This is a genomic window from Kribbella jejuensis, assembly GCF_006715085.1.
GTDB classification, from domain to species: Bacteria; Actinomycetota; Actinomycetes; order Propionibacteriales; family Kribbellaceae; genus Kribbella; species Kribbella jejuensis.
The window spans coordinates 3,445,496-3,460,401 of the sequence record NZ_VFMM01000001.1; the positions used below are offsets into that span (position 1 = coordinate 3,445,496).

Annotated in this window: 12 protein-coding genes; 6 read left to right on the top strand and 6 right to left on the bottom strand. The window is 69.1% G+C overall.

The features are described from left to right. Window positions 1-48 precede the first annotated feature (48 nt). The 5 genes from uraD (FB475_RS17060) (at window position 49) to FB475_RS17080 (ending at window position 4,170) form a co-directional block, all read left to right on the top strand. Window positions 49-540 carry a 2-oxo-4-hydroxy-4-carboxy-5-ureidoimidazoline decarboxylase gene (gene uraD / locus FB475_RS17060; protein WP_141857152.1) on the top strand — a complete coding sequence of 164 codons (492 nt, stop codon included), beginning with the start codon at window positions 49-51 and terminating at the stop codon, window positions 538-540. Beyond that, window positions 537-854 carry a hydroxyisourate hydrolase gene (uraH, locus tag FB475_RS17065; RefSeq protein ID WP_141857154.1) on the top strand — a complete coding sequence of 106 codons (318 nt, stop codon included), beginning with the start codon at window positions 537-539 and terminating at the stop codon, window positions 852-854. The genes uraD (FB475_RS17060) and uraH overlap by 4 nt, the downstream gene beginning before the upstream one ends. A 4-nt stretch (window positions 855-858) precedes the next feature. Continuing rightward, entirely contained in the window at window positions 859-1,764 is a 906-nt protein-coding gene (gene pucL / locus FB475_RS17070) for a factor-independent urate hydroxylase (protein WP_141857156.1), read from the top strand. Then, complete coding sequence (locus tag FB475_RS17075) at window positions 1,764-3,101, top strand: 8-oxoguanine deaminase (RefSeq protein ID WP_141857158.1); 1,338 nt, start codon at window positions 1,764-1,766, stop codon at window positions 3,099-3,101. The genes pucL and FB475_RS17075 overlap by 1 nt, the downstream gene beginning before the upstream one ends. 118 nt (window positions 3,102-3,219) lie before the next feature. Then, window positions 3,220-4,170, top strand: a complete 951-nt coding sequence (locus FB475_RS17080) for a type IV toxin-antitoxin system AbiEi family antitoxin domain-containing protein (RefSeq protein WP_141857160.1) — start codon at window positions 3,220-3,222, stop codon at window positions 4,168-4,170. A gap of 30 nt (window positions 4,171-4,200) precedes the next feature. On the opposite strand, the gene guaD is transcribed toward FB475_RS17080, so the two are convergent. The 6 genes from guaD to FB475_RS17110 all read right to left on the bottom strand — a co-directional run bounded on the left by guaD (window position 4,201) and on the right by FB475_RS17110 (window position 13,875). Next, a complete protein-coding gene (gene guaD / locus FB475_RS17085; RefSeq protein ID WP_141857162.1) occupies window positions 4,201-5,478 on the bottom strand; it encodes a guanine deaminase in 1,278 nt (425 codons plus the stop codon). Continuing rightward, complete coding sequence (gene xdhC, locus FB475_RS17090) at window positions 5,475-6,470, bottom strand: xanthine dehydrogenase accessory protein XdhC (protein ID WP_141857164.1); 996 nt, start codon at window positions 6,468-6,470, stop codon at window positions 5,475-5,477. The genes guaD and xdhC overlap by 4 nt, the downstream gene beginning before the upstream one ends. Then, the gene (xdhB, locus tag FB475_RS17095; RefSeq protein WP_141857166.1) at window positions 6,458-8,785 is read right to left on the bottom strand and encodes a xanthine dehydrogenase molybdopterin binding subunit; all 2,328 of its coding nucleotides are present in this window, start codon (window positions 8,783-8,785) and stop codon (window positions 6,458-6,460) included. The genes xdhC and xdhB overlap by 13 nt, the downstream gene beginning before the upstream one ends. Then, a complete protein-coding gene (locus FB475_RS17100) occupies window positions 8,782-10,278 on the bottom strand; it encodes a xanthine dehydrogenase small subunit (protein WP_141857168.1) in 1,497 nt (498 codons plus the stop codon). The genes xdhB and FB475_RS17100 overlap by 4 nt, the downstream gene beginning before the upstream one ends. After that, complete coding sequence (gene uraD, locus FB475_RS17105; RefSeq protein ID WP_141857170.1) at window positions 10,275-12,188, bottom strand: 2-oxo-4-hydroxy-4-carboxy-5-ureidoimidazoline decarboxylase; 1,914 nt, start codon at window positions 12,186-12,188, stop codon at window positions 10,275-10,277. The genes FB475_RS17100 and uraD (FB475_RS17105) overlap by 4 nt, the downstream gene beginning before the upstream one ends. 142 nt (window positions 12,189-12,330) lie before the next feature. After that, window positions 12,331-13,875 (bottom strand): PucR family transcriptional regulator, encoded by a 1,545-nt coding sequence (locus tag FB475_RS17110; RefSeq protein WP_141857172.1) that lies wholly within the window; start codon window positions 13,873-13,875, stop codon window positions 12,331-12,333. A gap of 165 nt (window positions 13,876-14,040) precedes the next feature. Between FB475_RS17110 and FB475_RS17115 the strand changes: the two genes are divergently transcribed. Continuing rightward, the gene (locus FB475_RS17115; protein ID WP_141857174.1) at window positions 14,041-14,853 is read left to right on the top strand and encodes a hydroxypyruvate isomerase family protein; all 813 of its coding nucleotides are present in this window, start codon (window positions 14,041-14,043) and stop codon (window positions 14,851-14,853) included. Window positions 14,854-14,906: the final 53 nt, after the last annotated feature.

The following is a 14,906-nucleotide window of genomic DNA, read 5'->3' on the forward strand; positions in this document are numbered from 1 at the left end:
GCTCTCGTCATACGGAAAGTTGATTTCGGGATTCGAGAAGGTGTGATCGTGGACCTGGAGGAGTTCAACTCCACTCCGACCGACCAGTTGCGGCCGGCACTGGCGGCCTGCTGCGACGTACCCCGGTGGGTCGAAGCGGTGCTCGCGAAGCGGCCGTACGGCGACCTCGCCGCGCTGACTGCGCTCGCCGACCAGGTACTACGGGAGCTCGACGACGACGAGGTCGATCGGGCCCTGCAGGCGCATCCGCGGATCGGCGACCGGGCGCGGGGCGCGAGTACCGAGGCGTCCTGGTCCCGGTCCGAGCAGTCCGGGGTCGGCGACGACGCCGACGTCCGGCAAGAACTTGCCGAGGGCAACCGTGAGTACGAGGACCGGTTCGGCCGGGTGTTCCTGATCTGTGCCACCGGACTCTCGGCGGAACAGATGCTGAGCAGCCTGCGCGAGCGGCTCACCCACGACGATGCGACCGAGGCAGCGGCTGTCCACGAGGAGCTGCGCAAGATCGCGCTGCTCCGCTTGAGCAAGGTGGTGTCATGAGCAGCTTGTCGACGCACGTTCTCGACACCGCGCTGGGGCGGCCGGCGCAGGGCGTCCCCGTACGGCTCTACCGCGGTGACATCGTCGAGGCCACCGGTACGACGGACGCGGACGGCCGGATCGGCGAGCTCGCGCCCAGGCTCGAGCACGGCACGTACCGGCTCTGGTTCGACGTCACGACGTACGCCGAGAGCACCGGCGAGGACATCTTCTTTCCCGAGGTCTCCGTGACCTTCACGGTCGCCGACGAGCGGCACTACCACGTCCCGTTGCTGCTCAGCCCGTTCGCGTTTTCCACCTACCGAGGGAGCTGACCCGATGGCCATCCACCTGGGCGCCAACCAGTACGGCAAAGCCGAGAACCGCGTCGTCCGGATCTACCGGGACACGCCGCGGCACCAGATCCGCGACCTGAACGTGTCGACCGCGCTCCGCGGCGACTTCGAGGCCGCGCACACCACCGGCGACCAGGCCGGCGTACTGCCGACCGACACGCAGAAGAACACCGCGTTCGCGTTTGCCAAACAGAAGGGTGTCGGCGCGATCGAGGACTACGCGCTGACGCTGGGCGACCGGTTCCTCGAGGCGTCACCGGCCGCGTCCGGCGCCCGGATCGAGGTCGAGGAGTACGCCTGGGAGCGGATTCTCGTCGACGGCCAGGAACACGACCACTCGTTCGTCCGCAGCGGTGCCGGGGTGCGGAACACGGTCGTCAACATCGACGGGCGTGGCGCCGACCGGAAGGCGTACGTCGTCTCCGGGATCAGCGACCTCGTCGTGCTGAAGTCGACCGGGTCGGAGTTCCACGGGTTCTTGAAGGACGAGTACACGACGCTGCCGGAGACGAACGACCGGATTCTCGCGACGTCGCTGGTCGCCCGCTGGCGGTACGACCACACTGAGGTCGACTGGGACAAGTCGTACGACGCGATCAAGGCGCTGCTGCTGTCGCGGTTCGCGACGATCCACAGTCTCGCCCTGCAGCAGACGTTGTACGGCATGGGCAAGGCAGTGCTCGAGGAGCACCCGGAGGTTGCCGAGATCAAGTTCTCGGCGCCGAACAAGCACCACTTCCTGGTGGATCTCTCGCCGTTCGGCGTCGAGAACCCGGGTGAGGTGTTCATCGCCGCGGACCGCCCGTACGGCCTGATCGAGGCCACCGTGACCCGCGACGACGCCAGCGACTCCGGCAGTGCGTGGGTCAACATCACCGGCTTCTGCTGATGGAACGGATCGTGATCGAGGGCGCCTACGTGGCGACCCTCGATCCGGCCCGGCGCGAGTTCGTCGGCCACGTCGTTGTCGAAGGCAACCATATCGTTGCCGTCGGCCCCGGGCCCGCACCGGCGTACGAGGGTGCTCGGGTCATCGACGGCTCGGGATGCCTTGTCACACCGGGCTTCGTGAACACGCATCAGCACCTGTACCAGTGGGTGACGCGCGGGCTAGCTGCGGACGCGACGCTGTTCGAGTGGTTGACGACGTTGTACCCGGTCTGGGCGCGGATCACTCCGGAAACCGTGCATGTCGCGGCGCGCGCGGCTTTGGCTCAGCTGGCGCTGACCGGGTGTACTACGGTCGCCGATCACCATTACGTCTTCCCGGGTGGGGATCTGCTCGCGGCGGAGATCCAAGCGGCTGGTGAGATCGGCTTGCGGTTCCACCCCGCGCGTGGGTCGATGGACCGCGGTCAGAAGGACGGTGGCCTGCCGCCGGACTCGGTGGTCGAAGATCGGGACGAGATCCTGGTCGCCACCGAGGCCGCGATCGATCGTTGGCACGACCCATCACCTGGGTCGATGCTGCAGATCGTCGTCGCGCCGTGTTCCCCGTTCAGCGTCAGCGGTGAGCTGATGCGCGAGTCGGCCGAGCTCGCCCGGCGTCACGGCGTACGGATGCACACACACCTCGCGGAGACGACGGACGAGACGGCGTGGTGCCGGGAGACGTACGGGTGTACGCCGCTCGAGTACGCCGACCGGCTCGGCTGGACCGGGCCGGACGTGTGGTTCGCGCATGGGATCCATTTCGACGACGCGGAGATCAAGCACCTCGGCGGTACCGGTACCGGCGTCGCCCACTGTCCCAGCTCGAACGCCCGCCTCGGCGCCGGCATCGCCCGTACCGCCGACCTCCGTGCCGCCGGATCCCCCGTCGGCCTCGGCGTGGACGGTGCCGCCAGCAACGAATCCGGCAGCCTGATCGAGGAACTCCGCCACGCCCTGCTGTTCGCCCGCGCCCGCGGCGGCCCGCAAGCACTGACCGTCCGCGCCGCCCTCGAAATGGCCACTCTCGACGGCGCCCAGATCCTGGACCGCTCCGCCGACATCGGCTCCCTCGAACCCGGAAAACTGGCCGACCTGGCCCTGTGGGACCTGACCGGCCTCCCCCACGCCGGCATCCCCGATCCGATAGCAGCCCTGACCCTCTCCACACCCCCACCCCTGGCCCTACTCCTCGCCAACGGCCGCCCCGTCGTAGAACACGCGCAACTCCAAACCGCCGACCCCACCACCCTGGCCGCGGACGTCGCGCGCACCCAGAGCGCCCTGGTCGGCTAACCGGGAAGAGTTCCTGGGGACCTGGAAGCGGCACTGACGTCTCTCGGGTCCCCGGCGCTTATCCACAGTTGGATGATCGTGTGCTCGGAGGGTGTGTGGCACGTGCATCTTCTTGGGCGTGAACAGGAGACTGGCGGTGATCGCGGCCGAGCGCGGCGGGTGGTTCACGCGCCCGGATGCGCTGGCGGCGGGCTACAGTGACAGCGAGCTGCGACAGCGAGTGCGCAGTGGGCAGTGGGTCAGGATGAGCCTCAACGCGTACGTCGACCCGCGCGCGTGGCCGGTCGACGAGCCGCCGTGGGATCGGGCGATCCGGCTGCATGGGCTCAGTATTCGGATGACACGCACGCGACTCGGTGCGGTCGTGGTGAGTCATCAGTCGGCGGCGGTGCTGCACGGGCTGCCGGTGTGGGGCACGGATCTGACCAAGACGCACTTCACTCGGATCGGCAACGGGCAGTCGCGCACCGGCCGCGAGCTCCAGGTGCATCGTTCTGCGGTGGACGGCGACGAGATCATCGAGCTCGACGGTCTGCAGGTCATGAGCTGCGAGCGCGCGATCGTGGAGACGGCGTGCTCGTCGTCGTACGAGGTAGGCGTGGTGCTGGCCGACGCGGCGCTTCGGGCGAAGTTGACGACGCGCGAGCGGCTGGCAGACGTCGTCCGACGGCACCAGCACTGGCGGGGCATACCGGCTGCGCGGCGCGCGGTGGAGTTCGCCGACGGGCTGAGTGACTCGGTCGGTGAGTCGCGCCTTCGCGTACTGATGGCGAACCACGGTCTGCCACGGCCGCGGCTGCAGGTGGAGATCCATGACGCGGACGGGCTGTTCGTCGGACGCGTCGACTTCCTCCTGGGTGGGACGCTGGTGGTCGAGTTCGACGGCGCGCTGAAGTACGCCGACGGCGTGAGCGTCGTACTCGCGGAGAAGCGCCGCGAGGATCGGCTCCGCGAATGCGGGTACGGCGTACTTCGCCTGATGTGGCCCGACCTGGAGCAGCCCTACAAAACCGCCGCCCGCCTGTGGCGCGCGCTCCGGGGTGAGGCGCCGGGGACCGGGAAGAGGTAATGACGTCTTCCCGGTCCCCGGCGGGGGTGGTCAGTGGAGGAGGTCGCCGTTGAGCCAGACGGCTTGGACGTCGGCGGGGGTGCCCAGGGTGAAGATTCGGGCGAGGGCTTCTTCGGTGTCTTCGGCGTGGGTGATCGCTACCGCCAGGGGCGAGCCCTCGGCCGGGCGGAGGAGTTGGGCGTCGAAGTGTTGGCCTACGGAGAGGTGGCCTACCTGCGGGAGGTTCAGGGCCTCGGCGCCGGCGGTGGTGGCCAGGTAGAGGAGGTGGGCGGCGGTGAGCGGGCGGCCCTGGTCGCCTTGGAGTTGCTGGCAGAAGTACGCCTGCAGGCCTTCCTTGAGCAGCGAGAAGCCCGTACCGGCGCCGACGTCGGAGCCGAGCGCCACGCGTACGCCGTACTGCAGGTGTCGCGTCAGCGGGAAGAGCCCGCTGCCGAGGGCCGCGTTGCTCGTCGGGCAGTGGGCGACCGTGGCGCCGCTCGTGCCGAGGAGCTTGAGTTCGACGTCGGTCGGGTGCACGTTGTGGGCGAGGACGGTACGGCGGTCCACCAGGCCGTGGCGATCGTACGTGGTCACGTAGTCGCTGCCCCCGAACAGGTCGGCGACCGTCGCGATCTCGGCCTCGTTCTCGTTCACGTGCGAGGTGAACATCGCGCCGGGGATCGCGTCCATCAGTTCGCGGCAGGTGGCGAGCAGGTCGTCGGTGCAGGACAGCGAGAACCGCGGCGTCACGGCGTACCGGTTGCGGCCGACGCCGTGCCAGCGGTTCGCGAGCGCGAGTGATTCGGCGTACGCGCGGACCGGGGTGGTGAGCAGCTCCGGGCGGAGCAGGCGGTCGCTCAGCACCAGGCCGGACGTGATCCGCAGACCGACCTGCGACGCGGCGGTGAAGAGCGCGTCGACCGCATCCGCGTAGTGCGCGCCGAAGACCAGCGCGGACGTCGTACCGGCCGCGGCGAGTCCGCGGACGAACTCCGTGGCGACGCCGGTCGCGTACGTGACGTCGGCCATCCGCGCCTCCTCCGGGAGGGCGTACCGGTCGAGCCACTCGAGCAGCGGCAGGCCGAGGCCGCCGACCGCGCGGATCTGCGGGAAGTGCACGTGGGTGTCGACGAATCCGGGCAGTACGACGCCGTCGCGGAGATCCACGACCTGCTCGGCGGGGTGCGCCTGGCGGAGTTCGGAGTACGGGCCGCGGGCAACGATCAACCCGTCCTCGACGAGCAGGCCGGCGTCGCTGTCGACCCGCAGCCCGGCGCCCGTGAACGGGTTCTCCGGGGTGTCGATGAACGTGCCACGATAGAGAGTCATGCTTGCGCCTTACGCTGAGCCGAGGCGGGGCGGCGCTCGGCAGTTCGAGCCGACACGGGAAGCCGCGCGGCAGACTCGCCCGCGGCGCCCTGCGCCCCGGCGGTCCGGTCCGAGGCGCGCTGCGCCTCGGTGGTCTGGTCCGAAGCGCGCTGCGCCCCGGCGGTCCGGTCCGAGACGCGCTGCGCCTCGGTGGTCTGGGTGGTGAAGCGTTCGAGGAGCCAGGCGGCGACGCTGACCGCGATCACGGCCGGCTGCTTGCCGGTGATGCTCGGGATGCCGATCGGAGTCGTGATCCGGGCGATCGCCTCGGGCGGGTTGCCGTCCTCGGCGAGCTTGCGCTGGAACCGGGTCCACTTCGCGCTCGACCCGATCAGCCCGATCGTCGCCAGCTGGTCGTTGCGGATCGCGGCGTCGCAGAGCGCGGCGTCCTCGGCGTGGTCGTGGGTCATGATCACGACATGCGTACCGGGTGGCAGCTCCCCGACGACCAGCTCGGGAAGCACCGGAACGTTGTGGACGTGCACCTGCGCGACCGCGTCGTCGAGCACACCGAGCCGTTCGGTCGTCAGCTGGTCGGCCCGCGAGTCGACGAGGTGCAGTTCGAGGTCGTGCCGCGCGAGGATCCGCGCCAGCTCGAGCCCGACATGCCCCACGCCGAAGATCGCCACCGAAGGCACCACCGGCAACGGTTCGAGCAACAACTTCACCTCACCACCACAACACTGAACCCCGTGCTGGTACGGCGCTTTGTCGGACAACGCCGCCGTCAGCACCTCAGGAGCTGTCGCCCCGCCGGTGATCATCTCCCGCGAACGCTCGACTCCCAACGCCTCGAGGTTGCCGCCGCCAACAGTTCCCCAAACGTTGGACATACCAACAACCATCTTCGCCCCAGCTTCCCGAGGCGCGTGTCCACGCACAGAAAGCACAGTCACCATCACCCCGGCCTCACGCCGGGCGCGCAGACGTTGAACGGCCTTCACCCACTCCATGAGTCACCCCCTCGCGCCCGCTCGACCGCCCAATAGACGGCCTCCGGTGTCGCCGGCGACGGCAGATCCACGCTGGTACCAGCGGGGCCGAAGGCGGCTGCTGCCTGCCGCAACGCTTCGCGGACGGAGAAAGCGAGCATGAGTGGGGGTTCGCCGACTGCCTTGGAGCCGTAGACGGCGCCTTCCTCGTGGGCCTTCTCGAGCAGGGTGACGTTGAAGACTTCCGGCATCTCGGAGAAGCTCGGGAGTTTGTACGTGCTGGCCGCCTGCGTGGACAGCCGGCCGGTGTTGGCGTCCCAGCGAAGGTCCTCGAGCGTCAGCCAGCCGGCGCCCTGGACGAACCCGCCCTCGATCTGGCCGATGTCGATCAGCGGGCTGAGGCTGTCGCCGACGTCGTGCACGATGTCGACCCGGCGCAGCGTGTACGCGCCGGTGAACCCGTCGACCTCGACCTCCGACGCCGCGACGCCGTACGCGAAGTACTTGAACGGCTCGCCGCGCATCGCGTTCGCGTCCCAGTGCAGACCCTCGGTCCGGTAGAACCCGGCCGCCCACAACTGCACCCGCTGGTGATACGCGAGGTTGACGAGCTCGTTCCAGTCGACGCCGTCCCCGGACAGCCCGCGGACGACGCCGTTCACGAACCGCACATCCAGTGGACTGATCCCCAACTTGCCGCCGGCAACCTGCGCCAACCGCTCGCGGATCTGCTCGCAGGCGTTCTTGATCGCCGCCCCGTTCAGGTCGGCCCCCGATGAGGCCGCGGTCGCGGACGTGTTCGGCACCTTGTCGGTCCGCGTCGGCGCCAGCCGCACCCGCGACAGCGGTACGCCGAGCGTGGTCGCGGCGACCTGCAACATCTTCGTGTGCAGCCCCTGACCCATCTCGGTACCACCGTGATTGATCAGGACCGACCCGTCCTTGTACACGTGCACCAACGCGCCGGCCTGGTTGAACGCCGTCAGGTTGAACGAGATCCCGAACTTCACCGGCGTCAACGCCAGCCCGCGCTTCACATGCTCATGCGCCGCGTTGAAGGCCGCCACCGACGCCTGCCGCGCCGCCACGTCGCCGTCGGCGAGCACCTGCGACCAGCACGACTCGAGCCGGTCCGCGTGCCGTACCGGTTGCCCGTACGGCGTGGAGTCGCCCGGCTGGTAGAAGTTCCGCCGCCGCAGTTCCGCCGCGTCGTACCCGAGCAGCGGCGCGCAGCGACCGAGGATGTCCTCGATCACCAGCATGCCCTGCGGCCCGCCGAACCCGCGGAACGCGGTCTGCGAGGTCTTGTTGGTCCTCGCGATCTGCCCGTCGACGCGGACGTGCGGGATCTCGTACGCGTTGTCGATATGGCACATCGCCCGCGCCAGCACCGGCTCCGACAGGTCGAGGCTCCACCCGCCGTCCGCCGTCAAGGTCGCGTCCAGTGCGACAAGCTTGCCATCGGCCCCGAAGCCGACGGTCCACGACGAGTGGAACCCGTGCCGCTTGCCGGACATGGTCAGGTCCTGCGTCCGGTTCAGCCGCAACCGCACCGGCCGTCCGGTCAGCGTCGCGCCCAGCGCGGCGATGGCGGCGAACCCGTGCGGCTGCATCTCCTTGCCGCCGAACCCGCCGCCCATTCGCAGACACTGCACCGTCACCGAATGGCTGGCCAGGCCGAGGACGTGGGCAACGATCTCCTGCGTTTCCGAGGGATGCTGCGTACTCGACTGCACGAAGATCTGCCCGTACTCGTCCACCAGCGCCAACGCAGAATGTGTCTCCAGGTAGAAGTGCTCCTGCCCGGAAAATTCGAACTCGCCGCGGAACACATGCTCTGCACCGGCCAGCGCCGCATCCACGTCGCCACGCTCCAGGTGCCGCCCGATGCCCTGGAAGCTCCCGGCGTCGATCGCGTCGCGCACGCCGATCAACGCCGGCAACGGCTCGTACTCGACCTCGATCGCACACGCTCCGAGGCGCGCAGCCTCCAGTGTTTCCCCGAGCACCCAGCAGACCGCATGCCCGTTGAACATCACCTCGCTCGGGAACAGCGGCTCGTCGTGCTTCACGCCGGCGTCGTTGACCCCCGGTACGTCGTCCGCGGTCAGCACGCGCACCACGCCGGGTACGTCGTACGCCGGCTTCACCCGGAGTGCGGTGATCCGCGCGTGCGCGTGCGGCGACTGCACCGGCCAGGCGTGCAGTACGTCACGGGTGCGCATCACCAGATCGTCTGTATACAAAGCGGTTCCGGTCACGTGCAGTGCGGCACTCTCGTGCGGCATCGGTACGCCGACCACGGGCTGCAGCGGCCGCTCCGACAGGTGGCTCATGCCTCGACCCCCTTGAAGTAGAAGCGCAACAACGATTGACCGAGCATCGCGGAGCGGTACGACGAACTCGCGCGGTGATCGTCCATCGGCGTACCCTCGCTCGCCATCACCGCGGCGGCGGTCCGAACGGTGGTCTCGTTCCAGGGTTGACCGATCAGAGCGGCCTCGGTCGCGGTCGCTCGCAACGGGGTGGCGGCGACACCGCCGAGGCCGATCTTCACGTCCCGGACGACACCGTCGGCGACGTCGAGGGCGTACCCGACCGCGACACTGGAGATGTCGTCGAACCGCCGCTTGGCGATCTTGTGGAATGCGGTGATCGGTGCCAAGGGCAACGGAATGATGATCGTCCTGATCAGCTCGTCCGGCGCCTTCACAGTCTGCCGGTACCCGGTGAAGTACTCGGCCAACGCAACCACCCGCTCACGCCGGCTGGATGCCAGCACCAGCTTCGCGTCCAGTGCCAGGAGGGCGGGGGGAGTGTCTCCGATCGGTGAGCCGGTGCCCAGGTTCCCACCGATCGTCGCGCCGTTGCGGATCAACCGCGAGGCGAACTGCGGGAACAGTTGGCCGAGCAACGGCACCCGACCGTCCAACCGCCGCTCGATCTCCGTCAAGGTGAGCGCCGCGCCCAACCGCACCTCGTCCGCGCCGAAGCTGAACTCCCGCAGCTCCTCCAGGCGGTCGATCGCGATGGTCAGCTGCGGACGCGACCCGAAGATGTTCACCTGCACACCCAGGTCGGTCGAACCAGCCACTACCACCGCGTCCTCCCGCTCACCCAGAACTGCCAGTGCGTGGTCCAGCGAGGCGGGGCGGATGAACTCGCCCTCGGGGGAGACCATGCCGGTGCGTGCGGGGGCCGGCGGTGGGGAGTTGCGGCGTACGGCGAAGGTGTCGTCCTCGGTCGGCTCGTCCAGCGCGTAAGCCGCATCCCGGATCGGCCGATAGCCCGTACACCGACATAAATTTCCACTCAACGCGTGGAGATCGAACCCATTCGGCCCGTGCTCGTGGTCCGCACCGCCGGCTGCGCCGGCGGGTAGGAGGGGGGCGGCAGTCGCACACCCGTCGGCCCCGGCTCCGACCGCAGTGCGGTCCGGGCGGTAGTACTCCGCCGCCATGCTGCAGATGAAGCCGGGGGTGCAGAAGCCGCACTGGGAGCCGCCTCGGACGGCCATTTCCTGTTGGACGGGGTGGAGGGCGTCGGTGGTGCCGAGGCCCTCCGAGGTGATCACCTCTTGGCCGTCCAGCGAGGCCACCGGGAGGAGGCAGGCGTTGACGGCTGTCCACTCGGTCGCGGACGAAGTACCAGGCCGGGCGACCAGGATCGAGCAGGCGCCGCATTCACCTTCGGCGCAGCCCTCCTTGGCCCCGGTCAGGCCGCGGTCGCGGAGCCAGTCGAGGACGGTGGTGTGGACGGAGACGTCACCGATCGGGGTGACGTCGCCGTTCACGGTCAGTGCAGGAGCCCGGAGGGCTTGGGTGGTCATCGGTTCGTGCTCCATCGGGTGCGCGCGGAGTGGATCGGGTTGGCGTCGGACACGTAGTCGTCGAAGCGGTAGCCGGCGATCTTCGCGATCTCGAGCAGAGCGGCGGCGTGCTCCTGGTTCTCGCAGTTCCCCAGTCGCTCGCGCCCCTGCTCGACGATCCGCTCGTACGACTCGGCGTCGCGCACCGAGATCACCAGCGGGAACCCGAACCGGTCCTCGTACGCCGACGTGATCGCGGTCAGCTCGTCGCGCTCCGGATCACCCAGGAACGTGAGCCCCTTGTCGGACTGGTCCCGCAGCGAGGCCTCGCCGCTCAGCCCGTCCGCGACGAACTGCGAACCGAGCTGCGGGTACGCGCGGATCAGCTCGAGCTGCTCGTCCTTCGAGCCGGAGAACAACGCCTCCTGGAAGGACCGCCGCAGCGCGTGCGTGTCGGCGTACGGCCGCATCTCCCAGGCCCGCTCGACCGCCCACCGCGGACCCTGGAACAGACCGCCGAACGTCTCGACGAACTCCTCCCGCGTCATCTGGTTGACCTGGTCGAGCCGGACCGAGTCGCCGGGCTGGCCCGCGACCGCCGGGCCGAAGTTCTTGCCGACGTGATGGAACAGGATGTTCAGGAAGATCGCGGTCAGGCTGCCGAGCGTGATGCCGCTGCCGAAGATGATCTCGGCCCAGTGCGGTACCGCCTGCGACACCTGGGGCTGCGCGGTCACGTACATCGCCAGCCCGACGCTGGTCGCGACGATCACCACGTTCCGGTGGTCGTGGAAGTCCACTTTGGCCAGTGTCTGGAACCCGACCACGGCCACCGTCGCGAACATCGCCAGCGCCGCGCCGCCGAGCACCGGGTGCGGTACGCCGGCCACGATCGCGCCGGCCTTCGGCAGCAGCCCGATCAGGATCATGATCGCCCCGGCCGTCGCCACCACCCAGCGGCTGCGGATCCGGGTCAGCCGGACCAGGCCGACGTTCTCCGCGAAGCAGGTGTACGGGAACGAGTTGAAGACGCCGCCGATCGTGGTCGCCAGGCCGTCGGCGCGCAGCGCCCGGGCGATGTCGTCGCGGCCGATCCGCTTCTCGACGATCTCACCGGTCGCGAACACGTCACCGGTGGTCTCGACGGCGGTGATCAGCATGACCACGATCATCGAGATGATCGCGGCGACCGAGAACTTCGGCCAGCCGAAGTAGAACGGCTGCGTCACGCCGACCCAGGCCGCGTCGTGCACAGCCCCGAAGTGCGCATCGCCGAACGCCCAGGCGACCAGCGTCCCGACCACCAGACCGACCAGCACCGCGATGGTTGCCATGAACCCCTTGAACACGCGCTGGATCAGCACGATCAGCGCCAGCGTGCCGAGCGCGTACGCCATGTTCTTTCCGCTGGTCGGTGCCGCCGTCGGTCCCGCCCCGCCGACCGCGTCCCCGGCCGCGACCGGCAGCAGCGCCAGACCGATGATCGTGATCACCGAGCCGGTCACCACCGGCGGGAAGAACCGGATCAGCTTGCTGAAATACGGCGCGATGAAGAAGGTGGCCAGCCCGGCGACCAGCACCGAGCCGTAGATCACCAGCAGGCCGTTGGTACCGCCACCGGCCGCGAGGCCGATCGCGATCATCGGCGAGACCGCGGTGAACGTCACGCCTTGCAGCAGCGGTAGCCGGACGCCGACCTTCCAGAACCCGACGGACTGGATGATCGAGGCGATCCCGCAGGTGAAGAGGTCCGCGTTGATCAGGTGGATCAGCTGCTGGGTGTTCAGCCCGATCGCGCTGGCGAGCAGGATCGGTACGATCACCGCTCCGGCGTAGAACGCGAGCACGTGCTGGGCGCCGTACACCGCGAGCTTGCCGGGTGGCAGCACCTGGTCGACTGGGTGGCGGCTGGACCGCAGGTTTGCCTTCATCGGGGACACGCTCCTCGGGCTGCGTGGGGCGGCGGGGGATTTGACCTGCACCCGAGCATCTGCTCAACAGACTGTGGATTGCACCCGGTGAACCTCCGAAGATGAACACCCGGAGAACGGTCCGTTTTGTGTGATCACACAACTACAGCGATTTGAGCGCGAGGAACACGTCCACCCGGTCCTCGAGGCTCGACAGATCGCGTCCGGTCAGTTGCTCAACGCGTTCGATCCGGTAGCGAACGGTGTTGACGTGCAGGTGCAGCGACTCCGCCGTACGGGTCCACGAACAAGAGCAGGCGAGGAACGCCTGGAGCGTCATGAGCAGGTCGGCATGGGTACGCCGGTCGTGGTCGAGGACTGCTCCGAGGACGCGGTTGCTGTACGTACGGCGTACGTCGTCGGGCAGCGTGGCGAGCAGGAGGACGTGTGAGGCGACCTCGTCCGACGTGACGACCGAGACGGGGGCGCGGGCCGCACCGGCGGCGCGCTGCGCGAACCGTGCCTCCTCCAGGGCGCCCGCGAGCGCGTCGATCGACGTCTCGCCGCTGATCCCGACCGCGAGATGCGCGCGGTTGAGGCCCGGAGCGAGCCGCCCGAACGCTCGGCGGAGATGCTCCGGAAGTTCTGGTGTGAACGGCAGGAAACCCACGAGCAGACCGTCCCGGCCGGGCGCGACGACGGCCGGACCGACCGTGAGGGCGACGTCTTCCAGCAAACTCAGCGCGACCTCGCTGGGACCGTCGTCGCGCAGGCCGGCGACCGCGACAACCAGCGGACGCTCCGAGTGCGCGCCCGCCTGGCGCAACCGCGCGGCGACCTCGGCCTGAGCCGCACCCGACTCCACCAACGCGAGTGCGTCGGCGACCAGCGGCCGGAGCGCCCGCCGCCCCTCGTCGCGCCGGGCCCGATCCAGCGCGGCGATCGCACACAGTTCGTGCACCGCCTCGACATGGTCGCGACTCCACGTCGTGTAGTCCCCCTCGATCACCAGCACCCAAGCAGTAAGCCGATTCCCGAACCCCGACCCGATCGGAAACAGGCTGTACCCCGAACCGCCCACACCGGCCCGGGCGGTGGCGACTGCGGGCATTCGGTCTGTGGTCAGGAATCTGCGGGTTACTGCGTCGAGGGTGTCGGGGTCCAGTTCGCTGGGGCCAGGGACTACGTGTCGGCCGGTTGCGGTGAGTACTCGGCAGTCGTGGCCGATTTCGGCGGAGATTCGGGCTGCGAGCTCGTCGAGGCTGCGCCCGGCGGCGATCGACGACAGCAGTTGCCGTTGCCGGACCAGGCTCGCCGACAACCGGGCCCCGGTCTCGGCGGATCCGGCGGCCGCGACGTACTCGGTGATGTCCGCGAACGCGATCTCGACCGGTACCTCGATCAGCGTCACCTCGTGCCGTCGGCAAGCCTCGATCAGGTCGGTCGGTACGTCGCCCAGCTGCGCTTTCCCGGCCAGGATCGTGGTCGCGCCACGGCCCGCCATCGACGCGACGAACACCTCGCTGTCCATCGGCCGGCGCCGCCAGACGAGCCCGGTCAACACCACCTCGCCGCCGTTCAGGTATCGCCCCGGCTCCAGCAGGTCGGTCGTGACCAGCCGCCCGATCGGCCGGTCCAGTACGCCGCCCGCCGAGTGCAGCAGGCGCAACCCGAGCTCGGGCGCGTCGAGTAGCTCGGTCAGCAACACGGCGTACCTCCTTTAGAGGAACGTACAACGCGCGCGCCCGCGTGGGACAGCCCCCTTCGAAGACCTGTGGACGCTTGACGCCCCGGACCGGGCAGCTTATGGTCATTTCGCAGAACAGAAATCAAGTTCCACAATGCGGAAACAGTGCAGGAGTTGGAGACGGAAATGAGTCACCAGTTGCGGTACACCGTGAACTGCTCGTTGCTCTTCACCGAGCTGCCCCTGCTCGAGCGGCCTGCCGCCGCCAAGCGGGCCGGGTTCAGCGCGGTGGAGTTCTGGTGGCCGTTCGTCGAGGCTGTCCCGCCGGACCGCCAGGTCGAGGCGTTCGTGAACGCGGTGACCGACGCGGGGGTGCAGTTGACCGGCCTGAACTTCTTCGCCGGCGACATGCCGGGCGGCGACCGCGGCCTGGTGTCGTGGCCGAAGCGCTCCGGTGAGTTCCGCGACAACATCGACGTCACCGTGGGCATCGGCGAGCGGCTCGGCGCGCAGGGCTTCAACGCCCTGTACGGGAACCGCGTCGACGGCGCCACCGAGCAGGAGCAGGACGAGCTCGCGGTCGAGAACCTCGGCCTGGCCGCCCGGGCCGCCGCGCGGATCGGCGCGACCGTACTGCTCGAGCCGGTCAGCGGCGCCCCGCGGTACCCGCTCAAATTCGCGGCCGACGCGCTCGGCGTGATCGACCGCGTCCAGGCAGCGTACGACGTACCGAACCTCGGACTGCTGCTGGACCTGTACCACCTCGCCGTCAACGGCGACGACGCCGACCGGGTGATCGCGGACCACACCGACCGGGTCGCGCACGTACAGATCGCCGACGACCCGGGCCGCAACGAGCCCGGTACCGGCACCCTCCCGCTCGACGCCCAGCTGACCGCCCTCGAGGCGAACGGCTACGCCGGCTGGGTCGGGCTCGAGTACAAGCCGTCCACCACCTCAGAAGCAAGCTTCGGCTGGCTGCCGTACGAGCGCCGCTGATCCCCACACTGTCGCTCTTTCCTTCCTTCCTTCCCTTCCTTGCGGGTCGGGCA